The 25,250-nt window shown below is 59.6% G+C and carries 27 protein-coding genes; 13 read left to right on the top strand and 14 right to left on the bottom strand.

Features of this window, described 5'->3' with window-relative positions; translation table 11 throughout:
- From dhaL to ptsP, 5 genes are all read left to right on the top strand, one after another.
- Positions 1-642: a dihydroxyacetone kinase subunit DhaL gene (gene dhaL, locus N675_RS02940; protein WP_038037769.1), complete on the top strand. Its 642-nt coding sequence runs from the start codon at positions 1-3 to the stop codon at positions 640-642.
- Between the two features lie 39 nt (positions 643-681).
- Positions 682-2,199 (top strand): glycerol kinase GlpK, encoded by a 1,518-nt coding sequence (glpK, locus tag N675_RS02935; protein WP_038037768.1) that lies wholly within the window; start codon positions 682-684, stop codon positions 2,197-2,199.
- Positions 2,200-2,278: 79 nt separating this feature from the next.
- Positions 2,279-2,674, top strand: a complete 396-nt coding sequence (gene dhaM, locus N675_RS02930) for a dihydroxyacetone kinase phosphoryl donor subunit DhaM (RefSeq protein ID WP_038037767.1) — start codon at positions 2,279-2,281, stop codon at positions 2,672-2,674.
- Between the two features lie 11 nt (positions 2,675-2,685).
- Entirely contained in the window at positions 2,686-2,970 is a 285-nt protein-coding gene (locus tag N675_RS02925) for an HPr family phosphocarrier protein (RefSeq protein ID WP_038037766.1), read from the top strand.
- A complete protein-coding gene (ptsP, locus tag N675_RS02920) occupies positions 2,967-4,682 on the top strand; it encodes a phosphoenolpyruvate--protein phosphotransferase (protein ID WP_051913947.1) in 1,716 nt (571 codons plus the stop codon). Before N675_RS02925 ends, ptsP begins: the two co-directional genes overlap by 4 nt.
- Before the next feature lie 3 nt (positions 4,683-4,685).
- Here the strand turns inward: ptsP and N675_RS02915 are convergent, their stop codons facing one another.
- The 3 genes from N675_RS02915 to N675_RS02905 are packed head-to-tail and all read right to left on the bottom strand — an operon-like array spanning position 4,686 to position 7,360.
- A complete protein-coding gene (locus tag N675_RS02915) occupies positions 4,686-5,000 on the bottom strand; it encodes a hypothetical protein (protein ID WP_038037765.1) in 315 nt (104 codons plus the stop codon).
- 43 nt (positions 5,001-5,043) lie between these two features.
- On the bottom strand, positions 5,044-6,150 hold the full coding sequence (locus N675_RS02910) for a type I phosphomannose isomerase catalytic subunit (RefSeq protein ID WP_038037764.1): 1,107 nt from the start codon (positions 6,148-6,150) through the stop codon (positions 5,044-5,046).
- Positions 6,137-7,360 (bottom strand): FAD/NAD(P)-dependent oxidoreductase, encoded by a 1,224-nt coding sequence (locus tag N675_RS02905; RefSeq protein ID WP_038037762.1) that lies wholly within the window; start codon positions 7,358-7,360, stop codon positions 6,137-6,139. The genes N675_RS02910 and N675_RS02905 overlap by 14 nt, the downstream gene beginning before the upstream one ends.
- Positions 7,361-7,522: 162 nt before the next feature.
- On the opposite strand from N675_RS02905, the gene N675_RS02900 reads away from it, so the two are divergent.
- From N675_RS02900 to N675_RS02890, 3 genes are all read left to right on the top strand, one after another.
- The gene (locus N675_RS02900; RefSeq protein ID WP_231577904.1) at positions 7,523-8,839 is read left to right on the top strand and encodes a CapA family protein; all 1,317 of its coding nucleotides are present in this window, start codon (positions 7,523-7,525) and stop codon (positions 8,837-8,839) included.
- A gap of 18 nt (positions 8,840-8,857) precedes the next feature.
- Entirely contained in the window at positions 8,858-9,376 is a 519-nt protein-coding gene (locus N675_RS02895) for a deoxyuridine 5'-triphosphate nucleotidohydrolase (RefSeq protein ID WP_038037761.1), read from the top strand.
- A gap of 89 nt (positions 9,377-9,465) precedes the next feature.
- Entirely contained in the window at positions 9,466-10,254 is a 789-nt protein-coding gene (locus N675_RS02890; protein WP_038037760.1) for an SDR family oxidoreductase, read from the top strand.
- Positions 10,255-10,282: 28 nt separating this feature from the next.
- Here N675_RS02890 and N675_RS02885 read toward each other — a convergent pair whose 3' ends face one another.
- Positions 10,283-10,597 carry a hypothetical protein gene (locus N675_RS02885; RefSeq protein WP_038037759.1) on the bottom strand — a complete coding sequence of 105 codons (315 nt, stop codon included), beginning with the start codon at positions 10,595-10,597 and terminating at the stop codon, positions 10,283-10,285.
- Positions 10,598-10,671: 74 nt separating this feature from the next.
- The gene (locus tag N675_RS02880) at positions 10,672-11,100 is read right to left on the bottom strand and encodes a hypothetical protein (RefSeq protein WP_038037758.1); all 429 of its coding nucleotides are present in this window, start codon (positions 11,098-11,100) and stop codon (positions 10,672-10,674) included.
- A gap of 105 nt (positions 11,101-11,205) precedes the next feature.
- Here N675_RS02880 and N675_RS02875 point away from each other — a divergent pair, with 105 nt between their 5' ends.
- On the top strand, positions 11,206-11,580 hold the full coding sequence (locus N675_RS02875) for a VOC family protein (protein WP_038037757.1): 375 nt from the start codon (positions 11,206-11,208) through the stop codon (positions 11,578-11,580).
- Positions 11,581-11,613: 33 nt separating this feature from the next.
- Here the strand turns inward: N675_RS02875 and N675_RS02870 are convergent, their stop codons facing one another.
- Both N675_RS02870 and N675_RS14215 read right to left on the bottom strand, forming a co-directional pair.
- Complete coding sequence (locus N675_RS02870; protein WP_051913945.1) at positions 11,614-13,545, bottom strand: acetate--CoA ligase; 1,932 nt, start codon at positions 13,543-13,545, stop codon at positions 11,614-11,616.
- A gap of 27 nt (positions 13,546-13,572) precedes the next feature.
- Positions 13,573-13,734, bottom strand: a complete 162-nt coding sequence (locus N675_RS14215; protein ID WP_156100787.1) for a hypothetical protein — start codon at positions 13,732-13,734, stop codon at positions 13,573-13,575.
- 168 nt (positions 13,735-13,902) lie between these two features.
- On the opposite strand from N675_RS14215, the gene N675_RS13450 reads away from it, so the two are divergent.
- Both N675_RS13450 and N675_RS13445 read left to right on the top strand, forming a co-directional pair.
- Entirely contained in the window at positions 13,903-14,736 is an 834-nt protein-coding gene (locus tag N675_RS13450; protein ID WP_231577903.1) for a GntR family transcriptional regulator, read from the top strand.
- A 91-nt stretch (positions 14,737-14,827) separates the two neighbouring features.
- Positions 14,828-15,523 (top strand): protein-tyrosine phosphatase family protein, encoded by a 696-nt coding sequence (locus N675_RS13445; protein ID WP_051913943.1) that lies wholly within the window; start codon positions 14,828-14,830, stop codon positions 15,521-15,523.
- 147 nt (positions 15,524-15,670) lie between these two features.
- Here the strand turns inward: N675_RS13445 and N675_RS02855 are convergent, their stop codons facing one another.
- The 6 genes from N675_RS02855 to fdh form a co-directional block, all read right to left on the bottom strand.
- The gene (locus tag N675_RS02855) at positions 15,671-16,090 is read right to left on the bottom strand and encodes a type III secretion fhipep protein (protein WP_197066254.1); all 420 of its coding nucleotides are present in this window, start codon (positions 16,088-16,090) and stop codon (positions 15,671-15,673) included.
- Positions 16,091-16,108: 18 nt separating this feature from the next.
- Complete coding sequence (locus N675_RS02850; protein WP_038037755.1) at positions 16,109-16,969, bottom strand: formate dehydrogenase accessory protein FdhE; 861 nt, start codon at positions 16,967-16,969, stop codon at positions 16,109-16,111.
- Positions 16,966-17,193, bottom strand: a complete 228-nt coding sequence (locus N675_RS02845; protein WP_038037754.1) for a hypothetical protein — start codon at positions 17,191-17,193, stop codon at positions 16,966-16,968. The genes N675_RS02850 and N675_RS02845 overlap by 4 nt, the downstream gene beginning before the upstream one ends.
- Positions 17,194-17,195: 2 nt before the next feature.
- Positions 17,196-18,077, bottom strand: a complete 882-nt coding sequence (gene nrfD / locus N675_RS02840) for an NrfD/PsrC family molybdoenzyme membrane anchor subunit (protein WP_038037753.1) — start codon at positions 18,075-18,077, stop codon at positions 17,196-17,198.
- Positions 18,067-18,900, bottom strand: coding sequence for a 4Fe-4S dicluster domain-containing protein (locus tag N675_RS02835; RefSeq protein WP_038037752.1), 834 nt, complete (start codon positions 18,898-18,900; stop codon positions 18,067-18,069). Before N675_RS02835 ends, nrfD begins: the two co-directional genes overlap by 11 nt.
- A 62-nt stretch (positions 18,901-18,962) precedes the next feature.
- Entirely contained in the window at positions 18,963-22,145 is a 3,183-nt protein-coding gene (gene fdh / locus N675_RS02830; RefSeq protein ID WP_081886791.1) for a formate dehydrogenase, read from the bottom strand.
- 219 nt (positions 22,146-22,364) lie between these two features.
- Between fdh and N675_RS02820 the strand changes: the two genes are divergently transcribed.
- Positions 22,365-22,850: a nuclear transport factor 2 family protein gene (locus tag N675_RS02820; protein WP_038037748.1), complete on the top strand. Its 486-nt coding sequence runs from the start codon at positions 22,365-22,367 to the stop codon at positions 22,848-22,850.
- Positions 22,851-22,888: 38 nt separating this feature from the next.
- The gene (locus N675_RS02815) at positions 22,889-23,377 is read left to right on the top strand and encodes an NUDIX domain-containing protein (RefSeq protein WP_051913939.1); all 489 of its coding nucleotides are present in this window, start codon (positions 22,889-22,891) and stop codon (positions 23,375-23,377) included.
- Positions 23,378-23,556: 179 nt separating this feature from the next.
- Here N675_RS02815 and N675_RS02810 read toward each other — a convergent pair whose 3' ends face one another.
- Positions 23,557-25,167: a thiamine pyrophosphate-binding protein gene (locus tag N675_RS02810; protein WP_038037747.1), complete on the bottom strand. Its 1,611-nt coding sequence runs from the start codon at positions 25,165-25,167 to the stop codon at positions 23,557-23,559.
- Between the last annotated feature and the right edge of the window lie 83 nt (positions 25,168-25,250).

The raw sequence follows: 25,250 nt of genomic DNA, 5'->3' as shown, positions 1-25,250 counted from the left end.
ATGCCCATTACAAGCGCGGACGTGCGCCGTTGGCTCGACGCCGTGACGACGGTGATTACGGAGCACAGCGACGAACTCACCCAGTTGGATGCAGCAATTGGCGATGCTGATCACGGCGCGAACATGGCGCGAGGGTTCCAGGCCGTGCAAGCCAAGCTTGCCAGCTTGGCCCCAGATGCTGACATCGGCACGATCTTGCGGACGGTCGCCATGACGTTAATCGGCACGGTCGGTGGTGCTGCCGGCCCGCTCTACGGCACGTTCTTCCTGCAACTGGCACAGAAGACTGCTGGCAAGCAGGAATTGTCCGCTCAGGAGTGGGCTGAGGCGTTTGCGGCAGCAGTGCAAGGCGTTATGGCGCGCGGGCAAGCCCAGCCAGGCGACAAGACGATGGTCGATGCCCTCGTCCCGGCGCGCGATGCCCTACAGGCAGCCCTGGCTGAAGGGGTACCGTTCAGCCAGGCATTGGCGAAAGCAGCCGAGGCCGCCGAAGCAGGCATGCGCGCCACCGTGCCGCTCGTCGCACGACGCGGGCGTGCGAGCTACCTTGGTGAGCGTTCGGCCGGCCACCAGGATCCAGGGGCAACCTCGTCCGCGCTGATTCTGCGGGCTGCAGCAACAACCTGGGCAGACGCAGCATAACGCTTGCGTAGCATCGGAGCGATGGAGGGAGGATAAGCGATGCCAGGCCCATACGTGATGGCCGTTGACCAAGGCACAACCAGCACCCGTGCGATGATCTTCGACCGCGAAAGCAATGTCATCGGCATGGATCAGCGTGAGCACCAACAGATTTATCCGCAGCCTGGTTGGGTGGAACACAACCCGCTTGAGATTTGGGAGCGCACGCAGGACGTGATTCGCAACGCGCTAGCCAAAGCCCACTTGAGCGGGAAAGATATTGCGGCAATTGGCATTACCAACCAGCGCGAGACAACGATCGTCTGGAACAAGCGGACAGGCAAGCCCTACTACAATGCGATTGTGTGGCAAGACACTCGCACGGACCAGATTTGCGCTCAGCTTGAGCGGCAAGGTTTGGCCCAGCTCTACCGTGAACGTACCGGCTTGCCGATCAGCACCTATTTCTCCGGGCCAAAGCTGCAGTGGATTCTTAAGAACGTTGAAGGAGTCCGTGCAGACGCTGAGCGCGGCGAAGCGCTCTTCGGCAACATCGATACCTGGGAGATTTGGTGGCTGACTGGCGGTCCAGACGGCGGCATTCACGTCACCGACGTGACGAACGCCAGTCGCACGATGCTTATGAACCTCAAAACCCTCGACTGGGATGATGAACTGTTGCGTATCCACAACATCCCGCGCCAAATGCTGCCACAGATTCGCCCCTCTTCTGATCCATCGCTCTACGGGACAACCAAGACGCATGGGCCGTTGGGCGCGGAGGTGCCAGTTTGCGGGGATTTGGGCGATCAGCAAGCGGCGCTCGTCGGGCAAGCCGGCCTTGATCCGGGGATGGCAAAGAACACGTACGGCACCGGGTCATTCCTCCTGCTTAACACCGGAACTGACATCGTACCCTCCAAGAGCGGATTGATCACGACCGCCGCATACAAGTTTGGCGACCAGGCCTGTGTCTACGCCCTTGAGGGTTCAATCGCCATCACTGGCGCACTGGTCCAGTGGCTGCGCGATAACCTTGGCCTGATCAAGACGTCGCCGGAAGTTGAAGACCTCGCCCGAACGGTCGAGGATAACGGTGGCATCTACTTCGTGCCCTACTTCTCGGGCGCGTTTGCCCCCTATTGGCGCACCGACGCGCGTGGGCTGATCATCGGCCTGACGCGGTACATCACGAAGGGCCATCTCGCCCGGGCAGTACTGGAAGCAACTGCCTATCAGACGCGAGACGTGCTGGAAGCGATGGAAGCAGATTCTGGCATTAAGCTGGCTGAGTTGCGCGTCGATGGCGGCATGGTCTACAACGAGCTGCTAATGCAGTTCCAGGCTGACATTCTTGGTGTGCCAACTGTGCGACCAGTGATTAGTGAGACGACCTCACTCGGTGCCGCATACGCCGCTGGCCTTGCCACGGGCGTATGGTCGTCGCCAAGCGAAGTGCGCCAGTATTGGAAGGAAGACCGACGCTGGCAGCCACAGATGGACGACGCCACCCGCCAGCGGCTCTATGCTGGGTGGAAGAAGGCCGTGGAGCGCAGCTTCGGTTGGGTTGAGCTGTAGGCGTACAGAATGCATTCCGGCCCTGCCCATCAGATGGGCAGGGCCGACTTCTTGTTGACGATGGAAAGAGTAGACGACCGTGGTTGCCTTGGTCATTGTCAGTCACAGTGCAAAACTAGCGGAGGGGGTACGGGAGCTGGCAGCGCAGATGGCACCCGCCGTGCCGATCTTCACCGCCGGCGGCCTTGACGAGCAAACGCTTGGCACGAATGCCGAGCGAATTTATCAAGCGATTGAAGCAGCATTGGCGCAGGCTGAAGCAGTCCTCGTGCTCGTTGACCTTGGCAGTGCCGTACTGAGCACGCAGTTTGCGCTTGACCAACTGCCAGCCGATGCTCGAGCTCGCGTTCGGCTGAGTTCAGCGCCACTCGTTGAAGGTGCGGTAGTCGCAGCTGTTGAGGCCGCAATTGGCAAGTCCTTGGACGACGTCGCCGAAGCGGCCGAAGCAGCCGCCAGTTTGCCAAAACTTCCATGAAAGGATCGGCTATGCCAAGCGTTGTGCTGCAGCTGCGCAATAAAGCTGGGCTGCATGCTCGTCCTGCTGCACAGTTCGTTCAGACTGCAGCGCGTTTTCAGTCACAGATTACTGTGCGCTCACTGACACGTCAGAGCGCTCCGGTCAATGCGAAAGCGATCCTCTCGGTCCTCACGCTCGGAGCGGAACAAGGACACGAAATCGAAGTCACGGCCGAGGGAACTGATGCGGCTGAGGCCCTCGAGGCATTACGTCACCTCATCGAAGATGTGCTGCCGCAGGAGGATGCGGAATGAGCCAGCGACTCAGCGGCATCCCACTCTCACCCGGTATTGCCATCGGCCCAGCCTGGTGGCTAGAAACGCCAGTCGCCACGACTGGGCACTCGGATATTCCACGCAATCCGGAAACTGAGCGGGCACGGCTGGAGGCAGCTCGCGAACAGGCAAAGCGAGAACTTGCTGCCATCTTGGCCGACCAGCAACACGCGTTGCCGCCAGAATCACTCGCCATCCTCGAAGCACAACAGCTGATGCTCGATGACCCGGACCTGCTTCAGCATGTCACTGCCGCGATCCACGCTGGACAGAGCGCCAGCGACGCATGGCGCAGCGCAACTGATGCAATTGCTGCTCAGCTTAGCGCGCTGCCTGATCCCTACTTTCAAGCTCGCGCTGCGGACGTACGGGATATCCAGCAGCGGGTTTTGCGCTGCTTGGGCGGTGTCGCTGAGGAGGCGGTGTACCCAACGACACCACATGTGCTCCTCGCCGACGATCTCGTCCCGTCACAAACAGTGACGCTGCCACTCGACCGCATCCTTGGCATCGCCCTTGTTGGCGGCGGTCCAACCTCACATGCGACCATCTTGGCTCGCGCACGCGGGCTCCCAGCAGTTGCCGGCCTTGGGAGAGCACTGCATATGATCGCTCCCGAGACACTGGTGATCCTCGATGGCGATCGCGGAGAGATCATTGTCAATCCAGACGAGGCAACACTTGTCGAAGCTCGCGCGCAGCAGGCAGCGTGGCACGCTGCGCAGAAAGCTGCGGCAGCTACTGCCGCGGAGCCCGGTCAGCTCGCTGACGGGACACGGATCGAGATCGCGGCAAACATTGGCAGCGCCGCAGACGCAAGAGCCGCGGTACAGGCCGGGGCTGAGGGCGTCGGCTTGCTACGAACCGAATTCCTCTATCTCGACCGCGTGACTCCACCGAGCACCGAGGAGCAATTCGCAATCTACCAGGAGATCTTCACCCTCCTCGAGGGCCGTCCGGTCGTCGTGCGTACCTTCGATATTGGTGGCGACAAGCCTGCCCCCTACCTCTCACTGCCACCTGAGGCCAACCCATTCCTCGGCGTACGCGCTATTCGCTTAGCGCGCCAGCAACCAGCCTTGCTCGACACCCAACTCGACGCGCTCCTGCGCACTGGCTACCCGACACTACGAATCATGTTCCCTATGGTCGCGACCATTGCCGAGATCCATTGGCTGCGCGAGCGCGTCGATGCGGCAATTGCGCGACTCACCAGTCAAGGGCTCACGCCTCCGCCAGGGCTACAGATCGGGATGATGGTCGAAATTCCAGCAGCTGCACTGCTTGCCGAACATTTTGCCGCCGTTGTCGATTTCTTCAGCATTGGCACAAACGACTTAGCGCAATACACACTCGCAGCTGACCGCACGAATCCAGCCGTTGCGGCCTTGGCTGATGCGCTGCATCCCGCTGTCCTACGGCTAATACAGCACGTCGTCTCGGCTGCCCATCCAGCAGGGCGGTGGGTAGGGGTGTGCGGCGAGCTTGCCGGGGATCCAGTTGCCGCTCCCATCCTCGTCGGCCTTGGCATTGACGAACTAAGCATGGCGCCAGCAGCCATCCCAGCAGTGAAGGCGGTCTTGCGCCAGTGGACACGGGACGCAGCGGAGCACCTTGCACAGGAAGCACTCCGGCAGGAAAGCGCTGAAGCAGTGCGCCAACTTGTCCAGGCGATGATGCCGCACCGCTAGTGGCTAGTGCACTACGTGTTGACGGCGGACCCAGTCATCCAATCGGCCGCGAACACGATCCAGCCAAGATGAGCCAGGCAATCCAGCGAGAAAGCGCTGGACAGCAGCGTCGTACTCGCGCGTCTCAAGGCTCACGCAGGTGCACTGGCCACGCCGACGGAGGCGTAGTGCGACGAAGCCCGTCGCATCAGCATAGACGCGCTCGCTAACGATATGCTGGACTACTCGCAGTCCGAGCGGACTTGCTGGGCCAAAGGCCTGCTCAGCTCGTTCGAGGACTTGGTCAATGGGAAGATACGTCTCGGCATAGTAGCGCATTGACCTTGCTCCCCAGCACTTGGTGTAGCCCTACCATTTTATCTCATCCTGCGCCATCATCTCCACCCGCGCCCGGCAAGAGTGCACGCAAGTCATCCGTCTCACCAGCTAGCTGAGCGATCAGCCCGTCGTCATAGCCAACGCTGCGGAGAGGAACGACGACATCACGCCACAGATCAGGAATTCGGCTGACAAGGAGCGCCGCATCGCCTTCGAGCAGCAAATGTGGTAGGGCAGCTGGAATGACTGCGGTCTGGCCTTTTTGAAGCGCTGTCACGATGGTGCCAGTACGGATAGAGACGGCGCCATCGATGCAACTCATGATGCTGAAAGACTGCATCGGGTCTGCAACAAACTGAAACAGGCCTCTCACATGCCAGCGCTCCAGAACGAAGTAGCGACAGGCAGCGAGCACGGTTCGAATAGGATCAAGTGCAAGGGGGCGCACACGGCGAGCATGCCGTCGTGGTTGTAGCACGGCTAACGCTTCCTCTACGTGAAGCGGGCGAGTGCGTCCCTGGGCATCGCGACGGCCCCAGTCATAGAGTCGGAAGGTAACATCACTGGCCTCCTGGATTTCATAGAGCAGGATGCCAGCGCCGATCGCATGGATGGTGCCAGCTGGGACGAACACCGTTTCTCCAGGGCGTACGACAACCCGCTCAAGCAGCGGATCGAGTTGCTCTGCTGTCAAGGCGGCGCGGAGTTCGTCGGTAGCAACGAAGCGCGTCAACCCGGTAATGAGGAAGCTCCCTGGTTCAGCAGCCAGAATGTGCCATGCCTCAGTCTTGCCCCGCGCATGCAACGGTTGTGCCTGCTCATCATTGGGATGGACTTGCACGGAGAGTGTTTGGTTGGCATCGATGAATTTTGCCAGCAAGGGAAAATCAGCAAAGGAGCCGCTGACACGCTGACCGCACTCGCCGAGCAGGCCGCGCGGATCACGCTGAACAAGCTCATGAAGGGAGACGCCAGCAAGTGGGCCATTGAGCACGCGAGCTGTAGGGCCAGTCTCCCAAGACTCACCAATGGGGCGATCGGTCGGACAGGGCTTCCCGAGAATGGTCGCGAGCCGCTGGTCACCCCACGGCCGCTCATCGTAGTGAGGCTCAAGCACCAAGGGATACCAAGCAGGCTCAGCTCGACTCATGGGCATCCACTCCCTCAAGCGCAGCTAAGGTCGCAAGCGGAATCGGGCGAGCAGGTGGCCGAGCAGTCAGTGGAACAAGAGCTGAACGTGGGGAACCAAGCGCAGCAGCGAGGACACAAGCAATCGCCGGGCTACACCATGCACCTTGGCATTCGCCCATGCCAGCTCGTGTGCGTCGTTTGATGTCGTTAAGCGAACGAGCACCATCACGGATGGCAGCCCGTATCGCGCCAGCGGTAACCATCTCGCATCGACAGATCACGAGGTCATCGGCGAGCGAAGCGGCCCACGATGGCGAGAGCGGATCAACTGCTTGCTGGTGCACCGAACGCCGCAGCGCCCCTTCAGCTTGGAGCACGGCAAGGTCATGGGCATCAGCCACGACAAGCCCAGCAAGCCGGCCCTCCTGCCAGGCCTCTGCGTCCGTCTGCGCACCACCTGCTTCTCCAGCGACGAATACACCCGGCAATGTTGTTTGCAAGGACTCGTCACGGTGCACTCGCCACCAACCGAGTTGCTCATCGAACGCTAGCTGCGCACCTGCTTGCTGCGCAAGCGTAGCGTCGGGCAGCCGCCCAAGTGCGACCACAACGGTGTCGGCTGGTAGTGTGTGCCCTTGATATCGCACCTGCTCGACACGATGCCGCCCTTCAACTGCAACATCGGCCCATCCCGGCAGGCGTGTTACGGTGCGTACTGATCCTTCGAGCGCCACAACAGCATGGTCGGCATCATCGCCTGCGCCGATCACAACGACATACTCGCCAAGCAGAGCCGGCTCAGTCTCACGTACCCGGAGTGCTTCACGGGCAGTCATCACACCGGGCAACGTCCAGCCGGGAAACGGCACACGGCGATCGATTGCTCCGGTGGCCAAGATCAGCCGCTCGGCCTGGAGCAGGAAAGATCCTTGCGGGCCAGCAAGCGCAAGCGTCCGCTCATCAAAAAGCCCCCAGGCGACTGTCTCAGTCAGCACCTGAAGATCGAGTGCGCGAAGACGCGCAGTCAGCAACTCGGCAGCCTCAACGCCGGAGCGTCCATCAAGCTCAGGGGTGATGCCCATAAGAGGTGTCCGCAGCCAACGCCAGTGGCCGCCAAGCGTGGGCTGCTCATCAATCAGCGTCACTGTTGCCCCAGCCTCCACCGCCGCGAGCGCCGCAGCAAGACCGGCTGGGCCACCTCCAACAATCGCGATCTGTGTCGTCTGCATTGGTTCTCCTGTCCTCACTTCATTCATGCAGAGATTGTGAACGGACTCTCTCGGCATTGCAACTCAGTAATCCTGCGCTTTATCGCACAGCCACGCTCCCGGGTTGTCAGCACATGAGCGTTCGAGGAAACTCTCCCTCAGCAAACCACAAGGGGGCAGACCGTGGAGAAGGTCACGACGATTGCATGCACGGGCGACAGCATGATCACGCGGCGGGTGGCAACAATGAGCGATCCAGCCACGCAAGCGCTTTGGGCGATCCTGCGGAGTGCCGACGTAGCATTTACTAACCTCGAGGTGCTGCCCAACGATTTCTGCGGCACGCCAGTCAAAGACTGCGGCGGAACCCATCTTGCAGCGCGCAGCTGGGTCCTCGATGAACTCGTGGCGCTTGGCTTTCGCCTCTTTGCCTGCACCAACAACCATAGCCTTGATTACGGTATCGCTGGGTTGGAAACAACGATTGACGCATTGGAGAACCGTGGGCTCGTCTACGCTGGTATTGGGCGCTCACTCGCCCAAGCGCGAGCACCAGCATACCTCGATTACGGCCATGGCAGCATCGCGTTACTCAGCTGCTCGTCGACGTTCGCCTCGGGACAAGAAGCAAGTGACCCTCGGCCAGACGCGCCTGGTAGGCCTGGACTTAACCCCTTGCGCTTTGAAACCGTCTATGAGGTGACAGCTGAGCAATTCGCTGCCCTGCGAGCGATCGCCGAGCAGACCGGCCTGGAACAGAAGCGGTTAGAGCGGATTGCCCTTGGCTTCTTGCATCCGCCGGAGGACCCGGATCTCTTCCCGTTCCTGAGCGGGCATTTTCGTGTTGGTGAACGGCCAGCTGTCCGGACACATCCACACGCCGGCGACCAAGCAGCAATACTTGCGCGCATCCGTGATGCCAAGCGACGCGCGGACCTTGTGCTACTGAGCGTACACGCCCACGAAGCGGGCGAGCACGAGACAGAGCCCGCTGAATTCCTCATCCACTTCTGCCGGGCCGCTATCGATGCGGGAGCCGACCTCGTTGTCGGTCACGGGCCACATCGGCTACGTGGCATGGAACTGTACCAAGGCAAACCGATCTTCTATAGCCTCGGGAACTTCATCGCACAGAACGAACTCGTCGAATTTCTTCCAAGTGACGGCTACGAGCGTCTCCGTGCCGCGCCGACGCTCCAGCCAAGTGAGCTCTTTCTCTTGCGCAACGACAACGAACAGCGGAGCTTCCCAGCGCATCGGCAGTACTGGGAGACGGTCTTGCCGGTGTGCACGTTTACCGGCGACCAACTGCAGGCAATCACTCTCTACCCCGTCTCCTTGGGCTTCGGTGAGCCAGTCCACCGGCGCGGGCGCCCACGCCTGGCCAGCAGTCCAACTGCGGAGGCAATCCTCACAGCATTCGCTCAGCTGTCTGAACCGTTTGGCGTCTCATTGAGCATAGGTGACGGTTACGCAACCGTTGACCTTGGCCATCGGTGATGAAGTAAGGAGGCTACTATGTCAAGCGTGCTGAGCCGGGAAGAGCTTCGTGCTTTACTGGCGACCGATCCACCCCTCGTTGCCGGACTGCTCGATCCTGAATCCCAGCTCCAGCCAAACGGGATTGATCTGACCGTTGCATCAATTGGGCGCTTTACCTCACCCGGGACGCTGCCAATCGACAACGCAGGACGACAACTCGCTGCCACAACACCGATTGAGCCCAGCTGGGATGGTCGGTGGCGGCTGGAGCCGGGATCGTACCTCATACGCTTTACAGAGACGGTCAATCTGCCAACGGATTGCATGGCCTATGCCCGACCGCGATCCAGTCTACTCCGCTGTGGTGTCGCAGTGCATACGGCCGTGTGGGACGCTGGCTACTCAGGGCAAGGCGTGGCTCTGCTGGTTGTCTATAATCCAGCAGGCTTTATCCTCGAGCCCGGGGCGCGAATTGTCCAGCTCGTCTTTCATCGCCTGAGCCGTCCGACTGAAGGCTACCGGGGGATGTACCAAGGCGAGCGAGGCGGCAAGTGACAACTTCAAAACGTTGCCGTGTGGGGTAGCGACCGTCATAATCGCGACAGCGGTGCGGTTATGGAAGAGCGGGAAGGAGTGGACAGAAGATGGATCTGGGACTGCGCGGCAAAGTCGCCCTGGTTGCGGCAGCGAGCCAGGGACTTGGCAAGGCCGTCGCCCTCGGTTTTGCCCGCGAAGGGGCGAACTTGGCGATCTGCAGCCGTAAACAGGACGCCATTGACGCTGTTGCAACCGAGGCCCGCCAGCACGGAGTCGAAGTGTTTGCAACTGCCTGCGACTTGCGCAATGCTGAGGACATCACGCGATTCGTTCAGGCGGCAGTAGACCACTTTGGTGGGCTCGACATCCTTGTCACCAACGCCGGTGGTCCACCAGCCGGCGGCTTCACCGACTTCGATGACGCAGGCTGGCAAGCGGGCTACGAACTCACACTCTTGAGCGCCATCCGCCTCACGCGCGCCGCCCTCCCTGCCCTGCGCCAGCGCGGCAAAGGCTGTATTATTATGTTAACTTCATCGTCAGTAAAGCAGCCGATTCCGAACTTGATCCTCTCAAACGTCTTCCGGGCCGGTGTCACCGCCCTCGCTAAATCGCTCGCAGAGGAACTTGCGCCAGACAATATCCGAGTCAATACCGTTATGCCAGGCCGCATCGCGACCCAGCGGCTGATCGAACTTGATCAGGCAAACGCAGCCAAGCTTGGTGTCGATCCGGAAACGGTTCGCCAGCGATCGCTCGCACAAATTCCGCTGGGCCGTTACGGAGAGCCGGAGGAGTTCGCGAACGCGGTGGTATTCCTCGCCTCGGAGCGCGCGAGCTATATCACAGGGGCTGCACTGCAGGTCGACGGCGGCATGATTCGGACACTCTGGTAATCGTGAACAAGAGTGGTGCGGGCAGTCCTCAGGCAGAGTGAGCGGCTGCCCGCACTGGCTTTTGGGCAAGCAACTGCGCCACCGCCTGTTCGAGCGCCGGCGGGAGATCAAGCACGAATCCTTCAGCCGTCAAAAGGTAGCCATTTTCGGTATGGCCACTCACAACTGGTCGGAGCTGCGAGTCAGGACCCGTGCGCCAAAGCGTGAAGCCCGCTTCCAGCTTGGCATGGTATGGACGAACCTCAAGCAGATAGCCATTGCCGCGAAATTCCAGCGGCTGCCATCGATGCCGATACATGAGCTTCACAAGCTGCTTGGCGAGTTTTGGCGATCCACCTGGCATGCCCGCACTGCCCCCTCTCTACCGTTGTCAGTATGGTTGAGCAGTGCACCACGACGCAAGCTCTTGCGGCAGGACTACAGCATTAAGGCAAGGGTACGCCGACGTTGGGTCCAGCGAGCACCAGCCATGACGAAACAAAGCGCTGCAACTACAACGTCAACCAACACCCCAACTGTTTGAAGCTCAGCAGGCATTTTCAGTGCACACTGCGGGGCATTGAGGCCAACCATGCGAAAGTACCAGAGCTGCGGCACGACATAGATCCCGAGAATGGCGAGTCCAGTGAGCCCCCAGGCAATCGCCCAGCGGCTATTGCAGGCAAGCAGACTGACTGCAACAAGCAATGGAAGATCGAGCACAAGGAGCATGAGCGCTAGGGCCGGTCCACGCCATTCGCCACACTCGTAGACGTCAAGCGGCCAGGCTCGTATCGCACCGACAATGTGATACCCCAACCAACCGGCCAGGGCGAGACTCACAAGCCACCGGAAGGAGAAGCGCATCACTATCCTCCACCAATATGGCCGAACCCAGCATTATAATGTTACCATAGCAGAACCGGTACAATCAGCAAGCGAGGCAACTGAAGTTGCACGAGGAAGGGCAGTATGGCAGAGATCAAGCGAATCCAGCACGTGTCCATCACTGCACCGATTGACGGCGCAGCAACAGCCCGTGCATTCTATGGCGACCTCCTCGGGCTGCCCGAGAAGCCCGTGCCGGAGACGCTCGCCGGCCTCAACATCCTGGTATGGTTTGACGCTGGGCCGACAGAGCTTCACGTCGTCGCCGAAGACGACGAAACCCGCGGACGGTCTCGTCGCCATCTCTGTTTCGAGGTCGACGAATTAGCACCAATCCGGGCAACGTTAGAAGCGGCAGGCTATCGCCCCTATGACGCAACACCGATTCCTGGTCGGCCACGGTTCTTCTGCCGTGATCCCTTTGGCAACCTCCTCGAATTCATGGTCTTTGAGCCATAACACGCTGTGCTCGTGTATCGCTGACGCTTCGCCTTAGACACGCAAGCGCTGGAGTTCTTCGAGCGCCTCAGGGTTTTCGAGTGCGCTGGTATCACCGCGAATCTCGCCGTAGATCACGAGGTCACGCAGTAGCCGGCGCATGATCTTCCCACTGCGAGTGCGTGGCAGGTTTTGCAGCAGCACCACTTGCTTGGGGCGTGCATAACTCCCGACTGCCCGCACGACCGAGTCGATGAGTTCTTGCTCTAGTGCCTCGCTCGGACTATAGCCCTGGCGCACGATTACGAAGGCCATTGGTACCTCTCCCTTTATTGGGTCCGGCACGCCAATGACCGCAGCCTCCGAGACAGCAGGATGATTAATCAACGCCGCCTCAAGCTCCATCGTACCAATGCGGTGACCAGACACCTTAATGACATCATCGACCCGACCAGAGACCCAAAGTTGGCCATCCGGGTCGATCACCGCGGCATCCGCGCTGAAATAGCGGCCGGGGAAACGCTCAAAGTAGGTGTTCCGATAGCGGGCCGGATCACGGAAGACGGTGCGGGCTAAGCACGGGAACGGTGCAGTAAGGGTAAGATAGCCAAGCTGTCCTGGTGGTACTGGTCGGCCATCCTCATCGACCACTTCGGCCACATAGCCTGGCAGCGTATGTCCGCATGAACCTGGCTTTGTCGGTGTTAGACCGACCATACTGGACGCCCAGGCCGTCCCAGTCTCTGACTGACCATAGGTATTGTTGACGAAGATATGTCCTCCGCCGAGTACGTCGCGGGTCCAGTACCATGTCTCGGGATCGAGCGGCTCACCGACGAGCGAAACGAGGACCAGATCGTCTGTGTTGCACACCCACGCGTCCCCGGCTCGACGGAGCATACGCAACAGGGTTGGTGATGTGAAGAGCTTGGTCACCCGATAACGGCCGAGGATACGGTAGAAGCGCCCAGGATCAGGATAGTCCATCGCTCCTTCGTAAATGACGAGCGTCGCTCCGTGGGCGAGGCCACCAACAAGGGCAAAAATGGGGAACGTCAGCCAACCGACGTCAGCGGTACACCAGTAGACATCATCAGGGCGCAGCGCCAAGCTCCACTTGACGTTCGCATACGCTCCAACAAGGAATCCAATGCCAGCATGAACGAGCCCCTTCGGTTTGGCTGACGTGCCAGAGGTGTAGATCACGAACCCTGGCTCATTGGCTTCAAGTGGCACCGGTGGGAAGAACGCCGGGGAATCCGCGAGAAAGTCCTCGTAGGAGACATCGCGTCCAGGTTGCATCGGTACGTCGCGGCGGAGGCGTGGGATAACGACAACCCGCTCAACGCTCGAAACGTCATCGAGCGCTTGATCAAGCGTCTCTTTGAGCGGCACAACACGTCCACGCCGCACACTGCCATCAGCAACGATTACCAGCCGAGGCTCGAGGTCTACCAATCGGTCATGCACAGCTTCTGCCGAGAAACCAGCAAAGAGGATCGAATAGATCGCTCCGATGCGATAGCAGGCCTGGACAGCGGCAAAGACTTCGGGAATGTTGGACATGTAAATGGCAACACGATCGCCTTGACGGATACCAGCACGGGAAAGCGCCGCCGCAAGCCGGCTTACCTCGTCCCGTAAATTGCGATAACTCCAGACCTCGCGCAGGCCATCTTCCCGTTCATAGAAGAGCGCGACCTGATTCGGGCGCTGCTCAGCGAATCGATCGACACAATTGAATGAGACATTGCTCATTCCACCAACAAAGTAACGAAAGGCACCGAGTGAACCTTCGAGCGTGCGATCCCAGGTCGCAAACCAGTCAAGTTCAGAGGCAATCTCGGCCCAGTAAGCCGCAGGATCAGTTCGGGCAAGAGCGAGAAGGCGTTGCGCTTCACGTTGGCTAACCGGTGCGTGCTTGGCTAACTGCGGCGGAGGTGCCACAAGCGGTTTGTTCTCATAGATGGCAGCCCCTTCAGACATCATCAGCTCCTTTCACGCTCATGCGAGTCAGTAACGTGCGTCACTCTTCAAAGCAGGATGGAAGAACATGGTGGTGGCCGTACCGACGTTCGGCTGAGCCAGCAGACTGATCGGTTTAGATGCATCGCTTTGAGCTGTACCATCAAACGTCTTCACTCCTGTCTCTCCAGGAGGGATCGCCTTCATCACGGGGATTACCTCTAAGGATAAGACTCCGCCGCTGCAGCACGCAAGGAGTGCAATGAAGCAACGCCAGCCGACGAAACGCGGCAAGCGCTTGACAGTAGGTGCTGCAGCACAGTATAGTGCAGTACTACACAATCGATTCTTTCCGGGTACAGCGATTGTGAGCAATCGATGGCCGCAGAGACAACGCCGGGGAAGCAATCGGCTATGGAGGAGCGCCAGGTTGGGCGCCGAGTCCTCCGTGAACAGATTAAAGATCACCTTATCCAGCTTATTCTCTCTGGTCAGCTGAAGCCGGGAGATCGCATCGTCGAGACAAAGCTGGCGCAAGAGCTTGGCGTCAGCCAGACACCCGTCCGTGAGGCACTGCGGGACCTTGAGCTGCTCGGCTTCGTCGTTAGCGCACCATTCCGTGGCACACAGGTGCGCGAATTCAGCCGGGAAGAGCTTGTCGAAATCTACCCCATCCGTGCTGCTATTGAAGGTGTCGCTGCCCGTGCCGCTGCAACGCGATTAACCAATGAACACGTTCTCGCGCTCGAAGAGCAGATCGACCGCATGCGCGAAGCCGTCGAAGCTGGAGATTGCGACAACATTGTGAAAGCCGATATCGCCTTCCACCGGATTGTTGTCGAAGCCTCAGGCAACCAGCTTGTGCAACAGTTCTGGACGAGCCTCAGTCTCGCCACATCCACGTTTTTAACCATTTCGATCGCCCAGCGGCCACTAGCTGACCTACCGTCGCGGCATGAGCGCGTTTTAGAAGCCCTCCGTTCCGGTGACCCGGACTATGCAGAGCAAGTCATGCGGTTGCATGTCGAAGAACCAGGTCGCTGGGTTTATGAGACAGTGCAACAGGAACTTGCAGCACAGGCTACTGACGGCACTGCGGAAGCAGACGGGGCAGAAGAAACGCAGCCTGAAGAGGTAGCCGCTGGGCAACGGGCGTCGTCAAATGGCGAAGAGACGAGCGCTGCTCTCGAAGGCGAGCAGCGCTCACGGTAAGTGGCGAAGGATCGCTTGGCAAGCAACAAGCTGTGCAGGGCGCAAGCAGGCGCACCGCCATGGCCGAGCGACCGGAAGGAGCACGAACGCGATGGAGCACCACTGTCGGCTACGGGCAGTCGACCTCGGCTCACGATCCCGCGGTGCGTTGTTCCTTTCAGAAATGCCTGGACGCTATGCGCCGCTTGCCTCCTACGAAGCTGCATGGCGAGCCTGTGGGATCACGCGGATTGTCTGCCTAGCCCAGCTGGAAACAGAAGTGTTACCAAAGTCACCCGAGTATGCTCTCAAGCTGCAGCGACGGCGATTAGGGCCACAAGCACGCTACTTTCCAATTCCAAACTGCGGCGTGCCAGCTGAAATCGACGCATTTGCCGCGTTGATTCGCGACATTATCTCCTGGCTCCAACATGACGAGTTCGTCTTGCTGCACTGCGGCGCTGGCATTGGACGAACCGGTACCGTTGCCGCTTGTGTCCTAATCGCCCTTGGCTATGCACCGCATGAGGCGCTGCGACGCGTTGAAGAGGCCGGCTCACACCCCGAGGTCTATGCCCAACGCGCGTTCATTACGACGTTCGCTGCATACTGGAAACACTATCCGAGCGTGCCAGAGAGCACGGAGCTTTCTTCAGATGACCACGCTGCACCGGCTCATCGACCAGCTAGTCGCCTTGGTCAGATCCTTGCTCGCGTGTCCCCTCGCCGTCTTGCACGGCTGATAGCGACCGAACACGCATCGGCATACCAGAGAAGGAAACAGAGCGCTTCAGTGAGCCAGCACTAATACATCCCATGCCGCCTGCTGCTCACCCCCGGATGCGTCGTGCTTATGCTGGCCCGCTATGCTCAGATGAGCGCTATGTATCGGCGTTCTCGTATGCGACGTCGGCCCAGCACACGTTCGGTGTGGTGCTAGTACATCCGTGGATCATCACGCTGAGCGATCACAGCTGCCGGCATCGGAAGCACACGTTGCACCGCGCCCCGTCAGTTGTCCTTCAGGCAACGCGTCATCACTCGGCGCTCCTTCAGCTAGCCATTCGCTGAATCGTGGATCTTGCTGAGCCAATCGGTACTCTTGAAGGATGTCCTGGCACATCGCACGGAGTCCTCCGCTGCCAGGAGTATGCAAGACAAGATCAAGCAACCACGCCTCAAACGCCTCAGGCTCGGGATCTTCAGCGATAATCTTCTCAAGCACATCACGCTTGAGGCTCAGACCAATGCTATCAGGCGTCTGATCCCGCTTGCGACGCCGGCGACGCCCCTCGGAAGCATCGAGGGCATGGAGCAAGGCTCGGCTAAACTCAGCGGGCCGAATGAGCGATGCAACCGGATTTTGCAAGGACATGGGTAACCCTCCTGCGCGTCAATCCCGCGCGACCAGATGCACAACGAGAGGAAATCCGAGGACGCGCGTTCGCTGATACTGCTGGTCAAGCGCCGCGAGATCAAGCTCAAGTGTTGTAAGATCGCGTACAAGTACCGCCTCATGGGAGAGTGCACCGAGCGTAGCAACTGTCTTGAGATAGCCACGACACCGCTGACAGCATTCAGCACGTAGCGCGTCTTGCTGTCCTTCCGGCGCAAGGTAATGAAGCGAGCGGAAGTCGTCATTGCCGCAGAACACACAGCGCTGATGGGGAAACTTCCAGGCACTGCCACAACGACCACACCGCAGCCAGCGCTCGCGCTCCAGCCCGCGAAGCTCAGCAAGTGCCGGCCAGGCACCACAGACCGGGCAATAGCCAACCGCCCAGTCACGCGTTGCAGCGCGTGAAGCGAGCATTTCGCCACAGGCATGGAGAAGCGGGAGCGCAAGCACTTGCCCAAGCGTTGTCAGGAGTTCAGGTGCAACCGCAGCGCGCCGGGCAAGCCGAGTCAACTGGGGCGAATCGACGACCACGCCGGCCTGGAGGAGTGCGAGCGGATCAAACGCGCCAGTGTGCAGCGCATCACGTACTGCCAGGACCTCGCCGATCTCAGCCTGGATCGCAACGTCAAGCAGCGCATGCAGGGCGGCAACAACCATATGTGAGTCAAGCGCGAGACGCTGACGATGGAGCAAGGGCTCGTCAGGGATAGCTAGCACCTGTTCGGGCGAGAGAGCCTGACTCCACTGGGGATCCAGAGCGATCTGCAATGCCTCAGCCTGGAGACGCGCGAGCGGCGCCACAACGGCGTCCGCCCGCGCAAGCGCTTCAAGACGGTCAACTTGTGCGCCACTCATTGAATCGTCAGCCCTGCAACATGCGATGCTGTTCCTTGCATCGGCGTTTCAAAGTAAATTGTCCGAGGTCCAGTCGGGTGCAACTCAACCGTTGCACCATGATTGCCAATGTCAGCTCCAGGGCCGCCGCCGCGGGTACGCTTCGCCTCGGGGCTGCACGCAACGGTTGCAGCCAGGAGTAGGCCAGCGAGAACATACCGCACTGCTTTCCCTTGCCACCGCACGGCTAGACCGCCTCCGATGCGAACAAGATGACGATCCGCAGCAAGAATCCGCCAATCAAGACCAGCACTGCCGCACTTGGCACACTAATCCGGCCAAGAAGCGGCCGCCAGCGTAGGGCGAGCGGGAGCAAAATACCGGCGAGGACAACGAGGCCAAGCAACACCCCCCAGACGTTGAAAAGCACGAGGCGCGTGACGGTTGTGCCAAGTGAGAGCACGGTGATTACAAGGACGACAAGTTCAAGCACCAATGCCACTGTATCGATTTGCTCGACCCAGTGGAGGGTACTGGGCTGCGCCCGCCAGCCCAAGAGCAGGAGCAACGCGCCAGCAGTCGAGAACCCGGAGAGTAAGAAGAGCAGCCCAAGCCACACGGTGTCGCTCCAGAGCGGACGATTTGTCACCGCCAAGAGCACGCCGGTATAGCCAGCAAGGAAGAAACCAGCAAGCATGCCAATGATGTTGACAACCCAGCCAAGCGGGCCATTGACCAGGGCGTGCAGCCCGCGTGGGAGATAGCCTGCCTCGGCTAGCGTGCCAACCGTTGCCAGGAAGGAGAAGAGGCCAAACGTTAAGAGGCCCCATGAACCAAAGGACATCGGCGACCAATACTTGAATGCCGGGAGAAACGTCTTGGACTGGATCAACATGTGCCAAAAGCGCAACGGTTGACGCAAATCAATCGTTAAGATGAGGCCGCTGAGCACGCTGCCAAGAAAACCGATGATGTATCCCGCACGCACTAACGGGCGGTCGGCGCGATTGCCAAAGAGTTGCAGCAATGCCGCGATGACGAAACTTCCGCCAGCAATGCCACCGACGAAGAAATAGATGGCGATCCACCAGAGCCATTCAGGTGCTTTTGTGACAAAGCTATCGGGCATCGCCGTTCTCCTCCTGGCCGTTGTTGCGCCGCGCCTCAGCCGCTAGTTGATCCATCCGCCGTTTGCGCAAGCTGACGAGGCCAATGACTCCCATAGCAATCGCGCCAGCCGTCGAGAGCCCGGCCGCTGCCGGCAAATTCCGCGAGGGAAGCTTGGGATTCCTCGGCAGGCCGTAGACCTCTGGATCATCAAGCAGGAGATAGAAAGAGTTGAGCCCGCCAAGGATCGATTCGTCAGCGCCGTAAAGTTGCGCCTTGGTCTCACCCTGCGCTTGCAACTGCTGAAGCCGGGCTTGAGCGCGCTGACGTAACTCGGAGATCGGTCCAAACTGGATCGACTGCGTTGGGCACGCCTGGGCACAAGCTGGCACCATACCGGCCTGCAATCGGTCATAGCAGAGCGTGCACTTCATTGCTGTGTTTGTCTCAGGGTTGATGTCGATAACGCCGAAGGGGCAAGCAGCAATGCAGGCACGGCAGCCGTTGCAGACGTCTTGCTGGATCACGACCGTATCGAATTCGGTTCGGATAATCGCTCCAGTCGGACAGACCTCAAGGCATGCAGCCTGCACGCAGTGCTTGCAAACATCGCTCATCATCAACCAGCGCGCCTGCTTGCGGTCAGGGCTAAACTGCTCGATGAACTTGACATGACGCCAGTTCATGCCATCGAGCTTGGTCGTGTTGTCATAGCTATTCCCACTGAGGACGTTAGCCCCGCCGTTAATCGCCGGGAGCTGATTCCATTCCTTGCACGCAACTTGACAAGCCTTACAGCCGATACAAACGGATGTGTCGGTGAAGAACCCCATCGGTTCCGGCATAGTTTGGCTCCTCCGTGCCAATCCCGCGGGGGATGGTTACCCCGCGGGACACTCCGCTCTTCCTACGCCTTCTTGATATTGCAGACCAACGCCTTACTTTCGTGAATTGACACGTTCGGATCGCCGACCATAGCGGTGAGGTCGTTGACCACATCGCCGGTCACGATACCCATGAACCCCCAGTGCCACGGCATGCCAATTTGATGCACCACCTGACCATTGACCATCAGCGGGCGCAGGCGTGGGGTCACCAAGGCCTTTGCACGGATCGTGCCACGCTTCGTCGAAATCTCAACAACGTCGAGATTCTTGATCCCCTTCTCCTGCGCCAGCTCGGGACTGAGTTCGACGAAGAGTTCCGGCTGGAGCTCAGCTAACCAAGGTAGCCAGCGGCTCATCACGCCCGAGAGGTGGTGCTCAGTCAAGCGATAGGTCGTCAGCACGATCGGGAAGTTGGGATCAAGATCAGCCAGTTGGTTCCGCTCGTGCTGCCAGTACTTGGCGATCGGGTTCTTGGGCCACTTCGGATAGAGCAGATTGACAACCGGCGATTCCATAGGCTCATAGTGCGTCGGGAGCGGGCCATCGACAAGACCAGTTGGCACGAAGAGCCAGCCCTTGCCGTCAGGCATCATGATGAACGGGCTCTTCCCGTCATGTGCATCAAGGCCGGTTGCACCAGGCTTGGCTGGCGTGTCCGGCGCCTTCGTCACGGCAAAGTCAGGGACATCATAGCCTGTCCACTGCTTCTTCTCGGGATCCCACCAGACCCACTTCTTGCGTTCACTCCAGGGCTGGCCATCAGGACGCGCCGAGGCGCGGTTGTAGAGAATACGCCGGTTCGCTGGCCAGGCAAAGCCCCAGCCAAGATTGCTCCCAGGCTTGTTGTCAGGATCAGGGTTACGGCTCGCCGCGCGATTTTGTCCTTCCTTCGGATAGATGCCGCTGTAAATCCAGGATGCGCAGGTGGTTGAGCCGTCATCCTTAAGGTCAGCAAAGCCAGAGAGCAATTCCTTGGTGTCAGTCTTGTAGCCGTTGATTTCGCGCAAGATCTTCAGCGGATCAGGCTCACCCTGAATGCGTGTATTCGTTGGATACTTGCCTGGATCGTAGTCGAAGTCCCAGAGCAAGTTCTTGATTCCCTGATCACGCGGCAGCGTGCTGTCGGCATAGAGCTTCTTGAGGCGCAGGGCTAGCTGGTGCGTGAACCAGGCGTCTGAGCGGCAATCGCCAGGCGGATCAACCGCTTTCTCATGCCATTGCACAAGTCGCTGGGTATTGGTGAAACTGCCCTCAGTCTCAGCGACCTGTGCCGACGGGAAGAGGAAGACTTCTGTCTTAATCTGCTCCGGCTTAATCTCGCCGCTCTTCACTTCTGGTGCGGTGTACCAGAAGGACGCCGTCTCAGTCTCAAAGTTGTCTTTGACAACCAGCCAATCAAGTTGCATTAAGGCACGCCGCTGCAAGCTGCCGTTGATTGAGGTGGCGGGATTCTGGCCAAAGATCAAGGCGCCTTTCACCTTGCCATTGGCCATGTCGACCATCGTGGCCATGTGGGAGTAATCGCCAGCGATCTTGGGGTGCCAGTCGTAGCCAAAGTCATTCTCCGGCTTGGCGGCATCGCCGTACATTGACTTGAGATAGCTGACCATGAACTTGGGCAAGTTCGCCCAATACCCGGTCGGCTTTGTCTCCGTCAGGATGTAGTCCTTCAGCGTATCGTGCGCCTTGCGCGCATCAGGATGGGACATGTAGCCATGGATGGAGTGGTAAAGCGTAGGAATATCTGTCGACCCTTGGATCGTGGCGTGGCCACGCAAGGCCATAATGCCACCACCGGGCCGCCCCATATTCCCCATAAGGAGCTGAAGGAGGGCGGTGCAGCTAATCGTCTGTACGCCATAGGTATGCTGCGTCCAGCCCATAGCGTAAACGAAGCTGGTCGTCCGATCGGGGCCAGAATTTTCGGCAATCATCTCAGCAACTTTGAGGAAGAGGTCTTGCGGGCAGCCCGTGATCCGCTCGACCATCTCCGGCGTGTACCGCGAGAAATGGCGCCGAACGATCTGGAATACACAGCGTGGATCTTGGAGCGTCGGATCCTTGGCAGCTGGCGGCGGTACCATCTTCTGGATCATCTCGGCAAAGGTTGCTGCCTTGAGCGCCTCCTGACGCGCCTGGTTCGCGTCCCAGGGAGCGGTGCGCTTGTACTGCCAGCTTGTGTTGTCATAGACATACTTCTGATCGCCGCCTGGGGGCGCCTCCTTCAGTCCAGAGAAGACCCCTTCGAGATCTTCGGTGTCTTTGTAGTCATCGCTGATAATTGTCGGCGCGTTTGTGTAGTTGACAACGTACTCTTTGAAGTACTTCTCATTTTCGATCATATAGCGGATAAGGCCACCAATGAAGGCGATATCAGTGCCGGAGCGGATCGGCACATAGAGGTCGGCCATCGCCGAGGTGCGCGTAAAGCGCGGGTCGACGTGGATGAGTTTCGCGCCCTTCAGCTTTGCCTGAGCCACCCAGCGGAAGGCCACGGGGTGGTTCTCAGCCATGTTCGATCCCATGATCACAATGCAATCGGCATCAGCCAGGCTGCCGGGATAGAGCGTAGCACCACCACGCCCGAGCCGCGCCCCCAGACCGGGGACGGTCGAGCTGTGTCATATCCGGGCCTGGTTTTCGATGCGGACAACCCCCAGGCCGCGCATCAACTTTTGCTGGAGATGGTTCCACTCGTTATCAATCGTCGCCCCACCGAGTGAGAAAATCGCCGTGGTATGCATGACCTTCTTGCCATTGGGCAAGGTCTCAACGAACGTCTCATCGCGCGTCTGCTTGACCAGCTGAGCCACGCGATCCATCGCCCACTCGAGATCGACGACTTCCCACTGCGTGCTATATGGCTTGCGGTGGAGCACCTTAGTCAATCGGTTTGGATTCACATGCAACTGGTAGGTTGCCGCCCCCTTTGGGCAAAGGTTGCCCATGTTGATCGGACTCTTCGGGTTCCCCTCAATATTGACGATTTTGCCGTCGACAACGTGGACGAGCGTTCCACAGCCGACGGCACAGTAGGGACAAATGCTGGGGAATACCTGCGCGTTTTTAATGCGCAACTCCTGCGCCCGTGCTTGTTTCGGGCGAAGATCGACACCGAGACCAAGCAATGCGCCTGCTGCTGTCCCGGCAGCTGCTGCACCGCCAATCTTGAGCAACTGCCGCCGCGAGACCGTGAGACTCATCCCATCCGCTCCTTCACGGTGCCCTGTCGCCAAAGATCCTCCGATTGACGTAGCAAGGTCGGATACAGTTGTTACCATAGAATAATCGGAACAGTTTAAGATCGTCAAGAGTATCCCAGGAGCGCAATATTTTTGCCATTTCGGCATTATCTGACAGGTCTGGCTCGTTGTACACTCGTGTCATCTGACCATCTGCACCGAAAGCGAGGGAAACACGGAATGAAGCCGCCAACGTGCCGCCGACAATCGATGCTCGTCGCTCTCTTTGCGCTGGCTCTCGTCCTGAGCAGTTGCCGGCTGAACCTGCATCTGTTCAGCCAAGGGCAAGCGGCAACACCACCAACAGCGACTGTCTCGGCGCAGAGCAAAGCAATCCAAGACACCGTCCGGCGCTATCTTGATGCTATCTACCACGGTCGAGCTGGCGAGGCGTGGCTCATGCACTCCGATGAGACCAACCTCGGAGAATCGTTTGACGACTTTATGGAAGCCGTTCAAGTCGCAGCAACATTAGGCAACCGCATTACGATTGAGCGGATCGGCGTGCCGAAGATCGAGGGTAATCACGCGACGGTCGATGTAACCCAGCGCCTCGACGATCGTGTGTCAACTTACACGTTTACTCTGATCTATGAGAAGGGGCAGTGGAAAATTCACAACCCACGGCTCTTCGCCCCGAATCCCTTGGCAACGCCATCACGTTGAATGATGGTGCCTCCGTGTGCAGTGAGAGGAGCACGAGCATGGGCCAGACAGCGCAGCACGTTGTTGCCGTTGGCGGCATTGTCGTCCGTGATCAGGCGGTCTTGCTTGTTCGCCAAACGTATGGACCAGCACGCGGGCGATATCTCTTCCCAGGTGGACACGTCGACCCAGGAGAAACACTCGACCAGGCTGTCATCCGAGAAGTACACGAAGAGACCGGACTAGCAACGCGCGTCCTTGGCCTCGTCGGTATTCGTACACGCTGTGACGGCACGCGTGCTGACACCTACGTGATGTTCTTGCTCGAGCCGTTGGGCGGGACGCTCCAGCCTGACGGCCACGAACATGACGACGCGCGCTTCTTTACCAGAGAAGAGTTAGGAGACCCCGCAACACCAATCACCGACCTCTCACGCTACGTCGCGCTACGAATCGTCGACGGTCGCTTTTGCCTACAGCCATTGGCCGAGGACTTCGACTACGCTGCCGCTGGACGCGATCCACAGTATTGGCGCCTGTTCTGCTAGGACTTGTCTGCCGAACCTGATGAATCATAGGGTACCGTAGAGAGCGTATCGGCTATGCCGACCAAGCATGACATCGCATCTCCGCGTCCTCGACCCAGTGCGAGGCGGCTAGTCCATGACAAGCAGAGCAGCTACGACACCAAAGAACACCGTGCCCCACCAGCCTCGCGATTCTCTATCTAGACAATTGGCCGATATGCTTCTGGATCAAGTGGGACTTCGATGACATACGGGACGGCCATGTCAAGCGCCCGCCGGGCAGCCGCACTGATGGCCTCAGGCGTGGCCGCGCGTTCGCCATCGCCACCGCAGGCACGTGCCACCGCAACGCTGTCGATTGGGCCAAAATCGACGCCATAGCGGGGAAGACCCCGGTTGCTCTGGCTGATCTGGATAAGTGAGTAGGACTGGTCGGCAATAACGACAACGATGACCGGCGCACCGAGCCGCCGCGCCGTCTCGAGTTCCTGGCCGTTCATGGCGAATCCGCCATCGCCAACGACCGCAAGCACTGGCGCATCTGGTCGAGCAAGTTTGGCACCAATCGCTGCAGGCAGTCCGTAGCCCATCCCAGAGAGCCCGTTGCTCATCCAAAAGGTTTGGGGGAAGCGACTAGGCCAGAATTGACCGAACAGGTATTTATGTGAGCCGACGTCCGTGGTGACAATGGTCTCGGGCGGGAGAACACGGGCCAGCGCTTGCACCAGCGCGACTGGAGCAAGCCCATGTTGTGGCACTCGGCTGTGCCCTGCGGCAATCGCCTGGCGCTCGGCCTGAACAGCGGCAAAGGGACGGCCGAAGGTACGAGGCGGCTCTAGTGCCACTAACCGCTCGAGCACCTGGCCATGATCGCAATAGTAGGCGTTGGAACGGGGCAGCTGACCGGTTGCCTGGGCCGACTCTAATACCCAGAGAATCGGCAGGCGAGCATGCCAGCTTTTGTCAACCTCGACCGGGTCAAAGCCAAACCCGATGAGGCAGTCGGCTGCCTCAAGAGCCTGAAGCATCAAATCATCGATAGCCATGCCACCAATGACACCGACGAAGTACGGGGCAGTCTCGTCAACGATTCCCTTTACTTTCGGCGTGACCGCGACCGGCAGCCCCCACGTATCAAGCCAACGGCGAAGCAGCGTCGCTCTGGTCGGACGCACCCCAAGCCCAACGAGCACCAGCGGTCGCTCGGCCTGGGCTAACGCGGCGACGATTGCCTGGGCAGCAGCATCAGGATCGCCCAACTGGCTGGCCTCAGGTTGGGGCGCTGCAGCCTGGCCATCGGGCAACTGTTCTGCCGCTGGCAACTGTGCGTCTTCAGCCGAGAGCGTCAGGTAGCTTGGTCCCAGCGGCTCGGTACAACAGGCTGCAAGCGCCCGACGCACGGCACTCGCAGCGTTCAGCGGCGTAACCGCTTCCGCATGCTTAGTAATAGGGCGGTAGAGCTCGAGGAGTGGGAGCCGCTGATGCGTGTGGCTCGGGGGCCAACTGGTTGGCAGATCAGCCGTGATGGCCAGCAGCGGCTCACGGTCGAGCCAGGCGGTGGCGAGGGCGAGCATCAGGTTGGCTGCTCCTGGGCCAAGCGTGGCGACGGCGACACCCGCCGTACCACGCAGCTTTCCATAGACGCTGGCCATGATGCCGGCACTCGCTTCATGACGACAGAGGGCAAACGGCACGCCAGCCTGACGCAGGGCATCGATGAGATAGAGCACTTCACCCCCTGGCAAACCAAACGCTCGGTCAATTCCTGCCCGCCGTAGTTCGCTTGCAACTGCCTGCGCAACCGTTACCATCAGTGTCCCCCTTGACCGTGCTCACATCGGGCGGATTGTAAGGGCAGCGCTGAGAGCAGGCAAGCATTGGCCTCCTGGCATTC

The sequence above is a fragment of the Thermorudis peleae genome, assembly GCF_000744775.1.
Lineage (GTDB): Bacteria > Chloroflexota > Chloroflexia > Thermomicrobiales > Thermomicrobiaceae > Thermorudis > Thermorudis peleae.
Note: the sequence above shows the minus strand (reverse complement) of the source record. Positions and strands in the feature narration are given on the sequence as shown.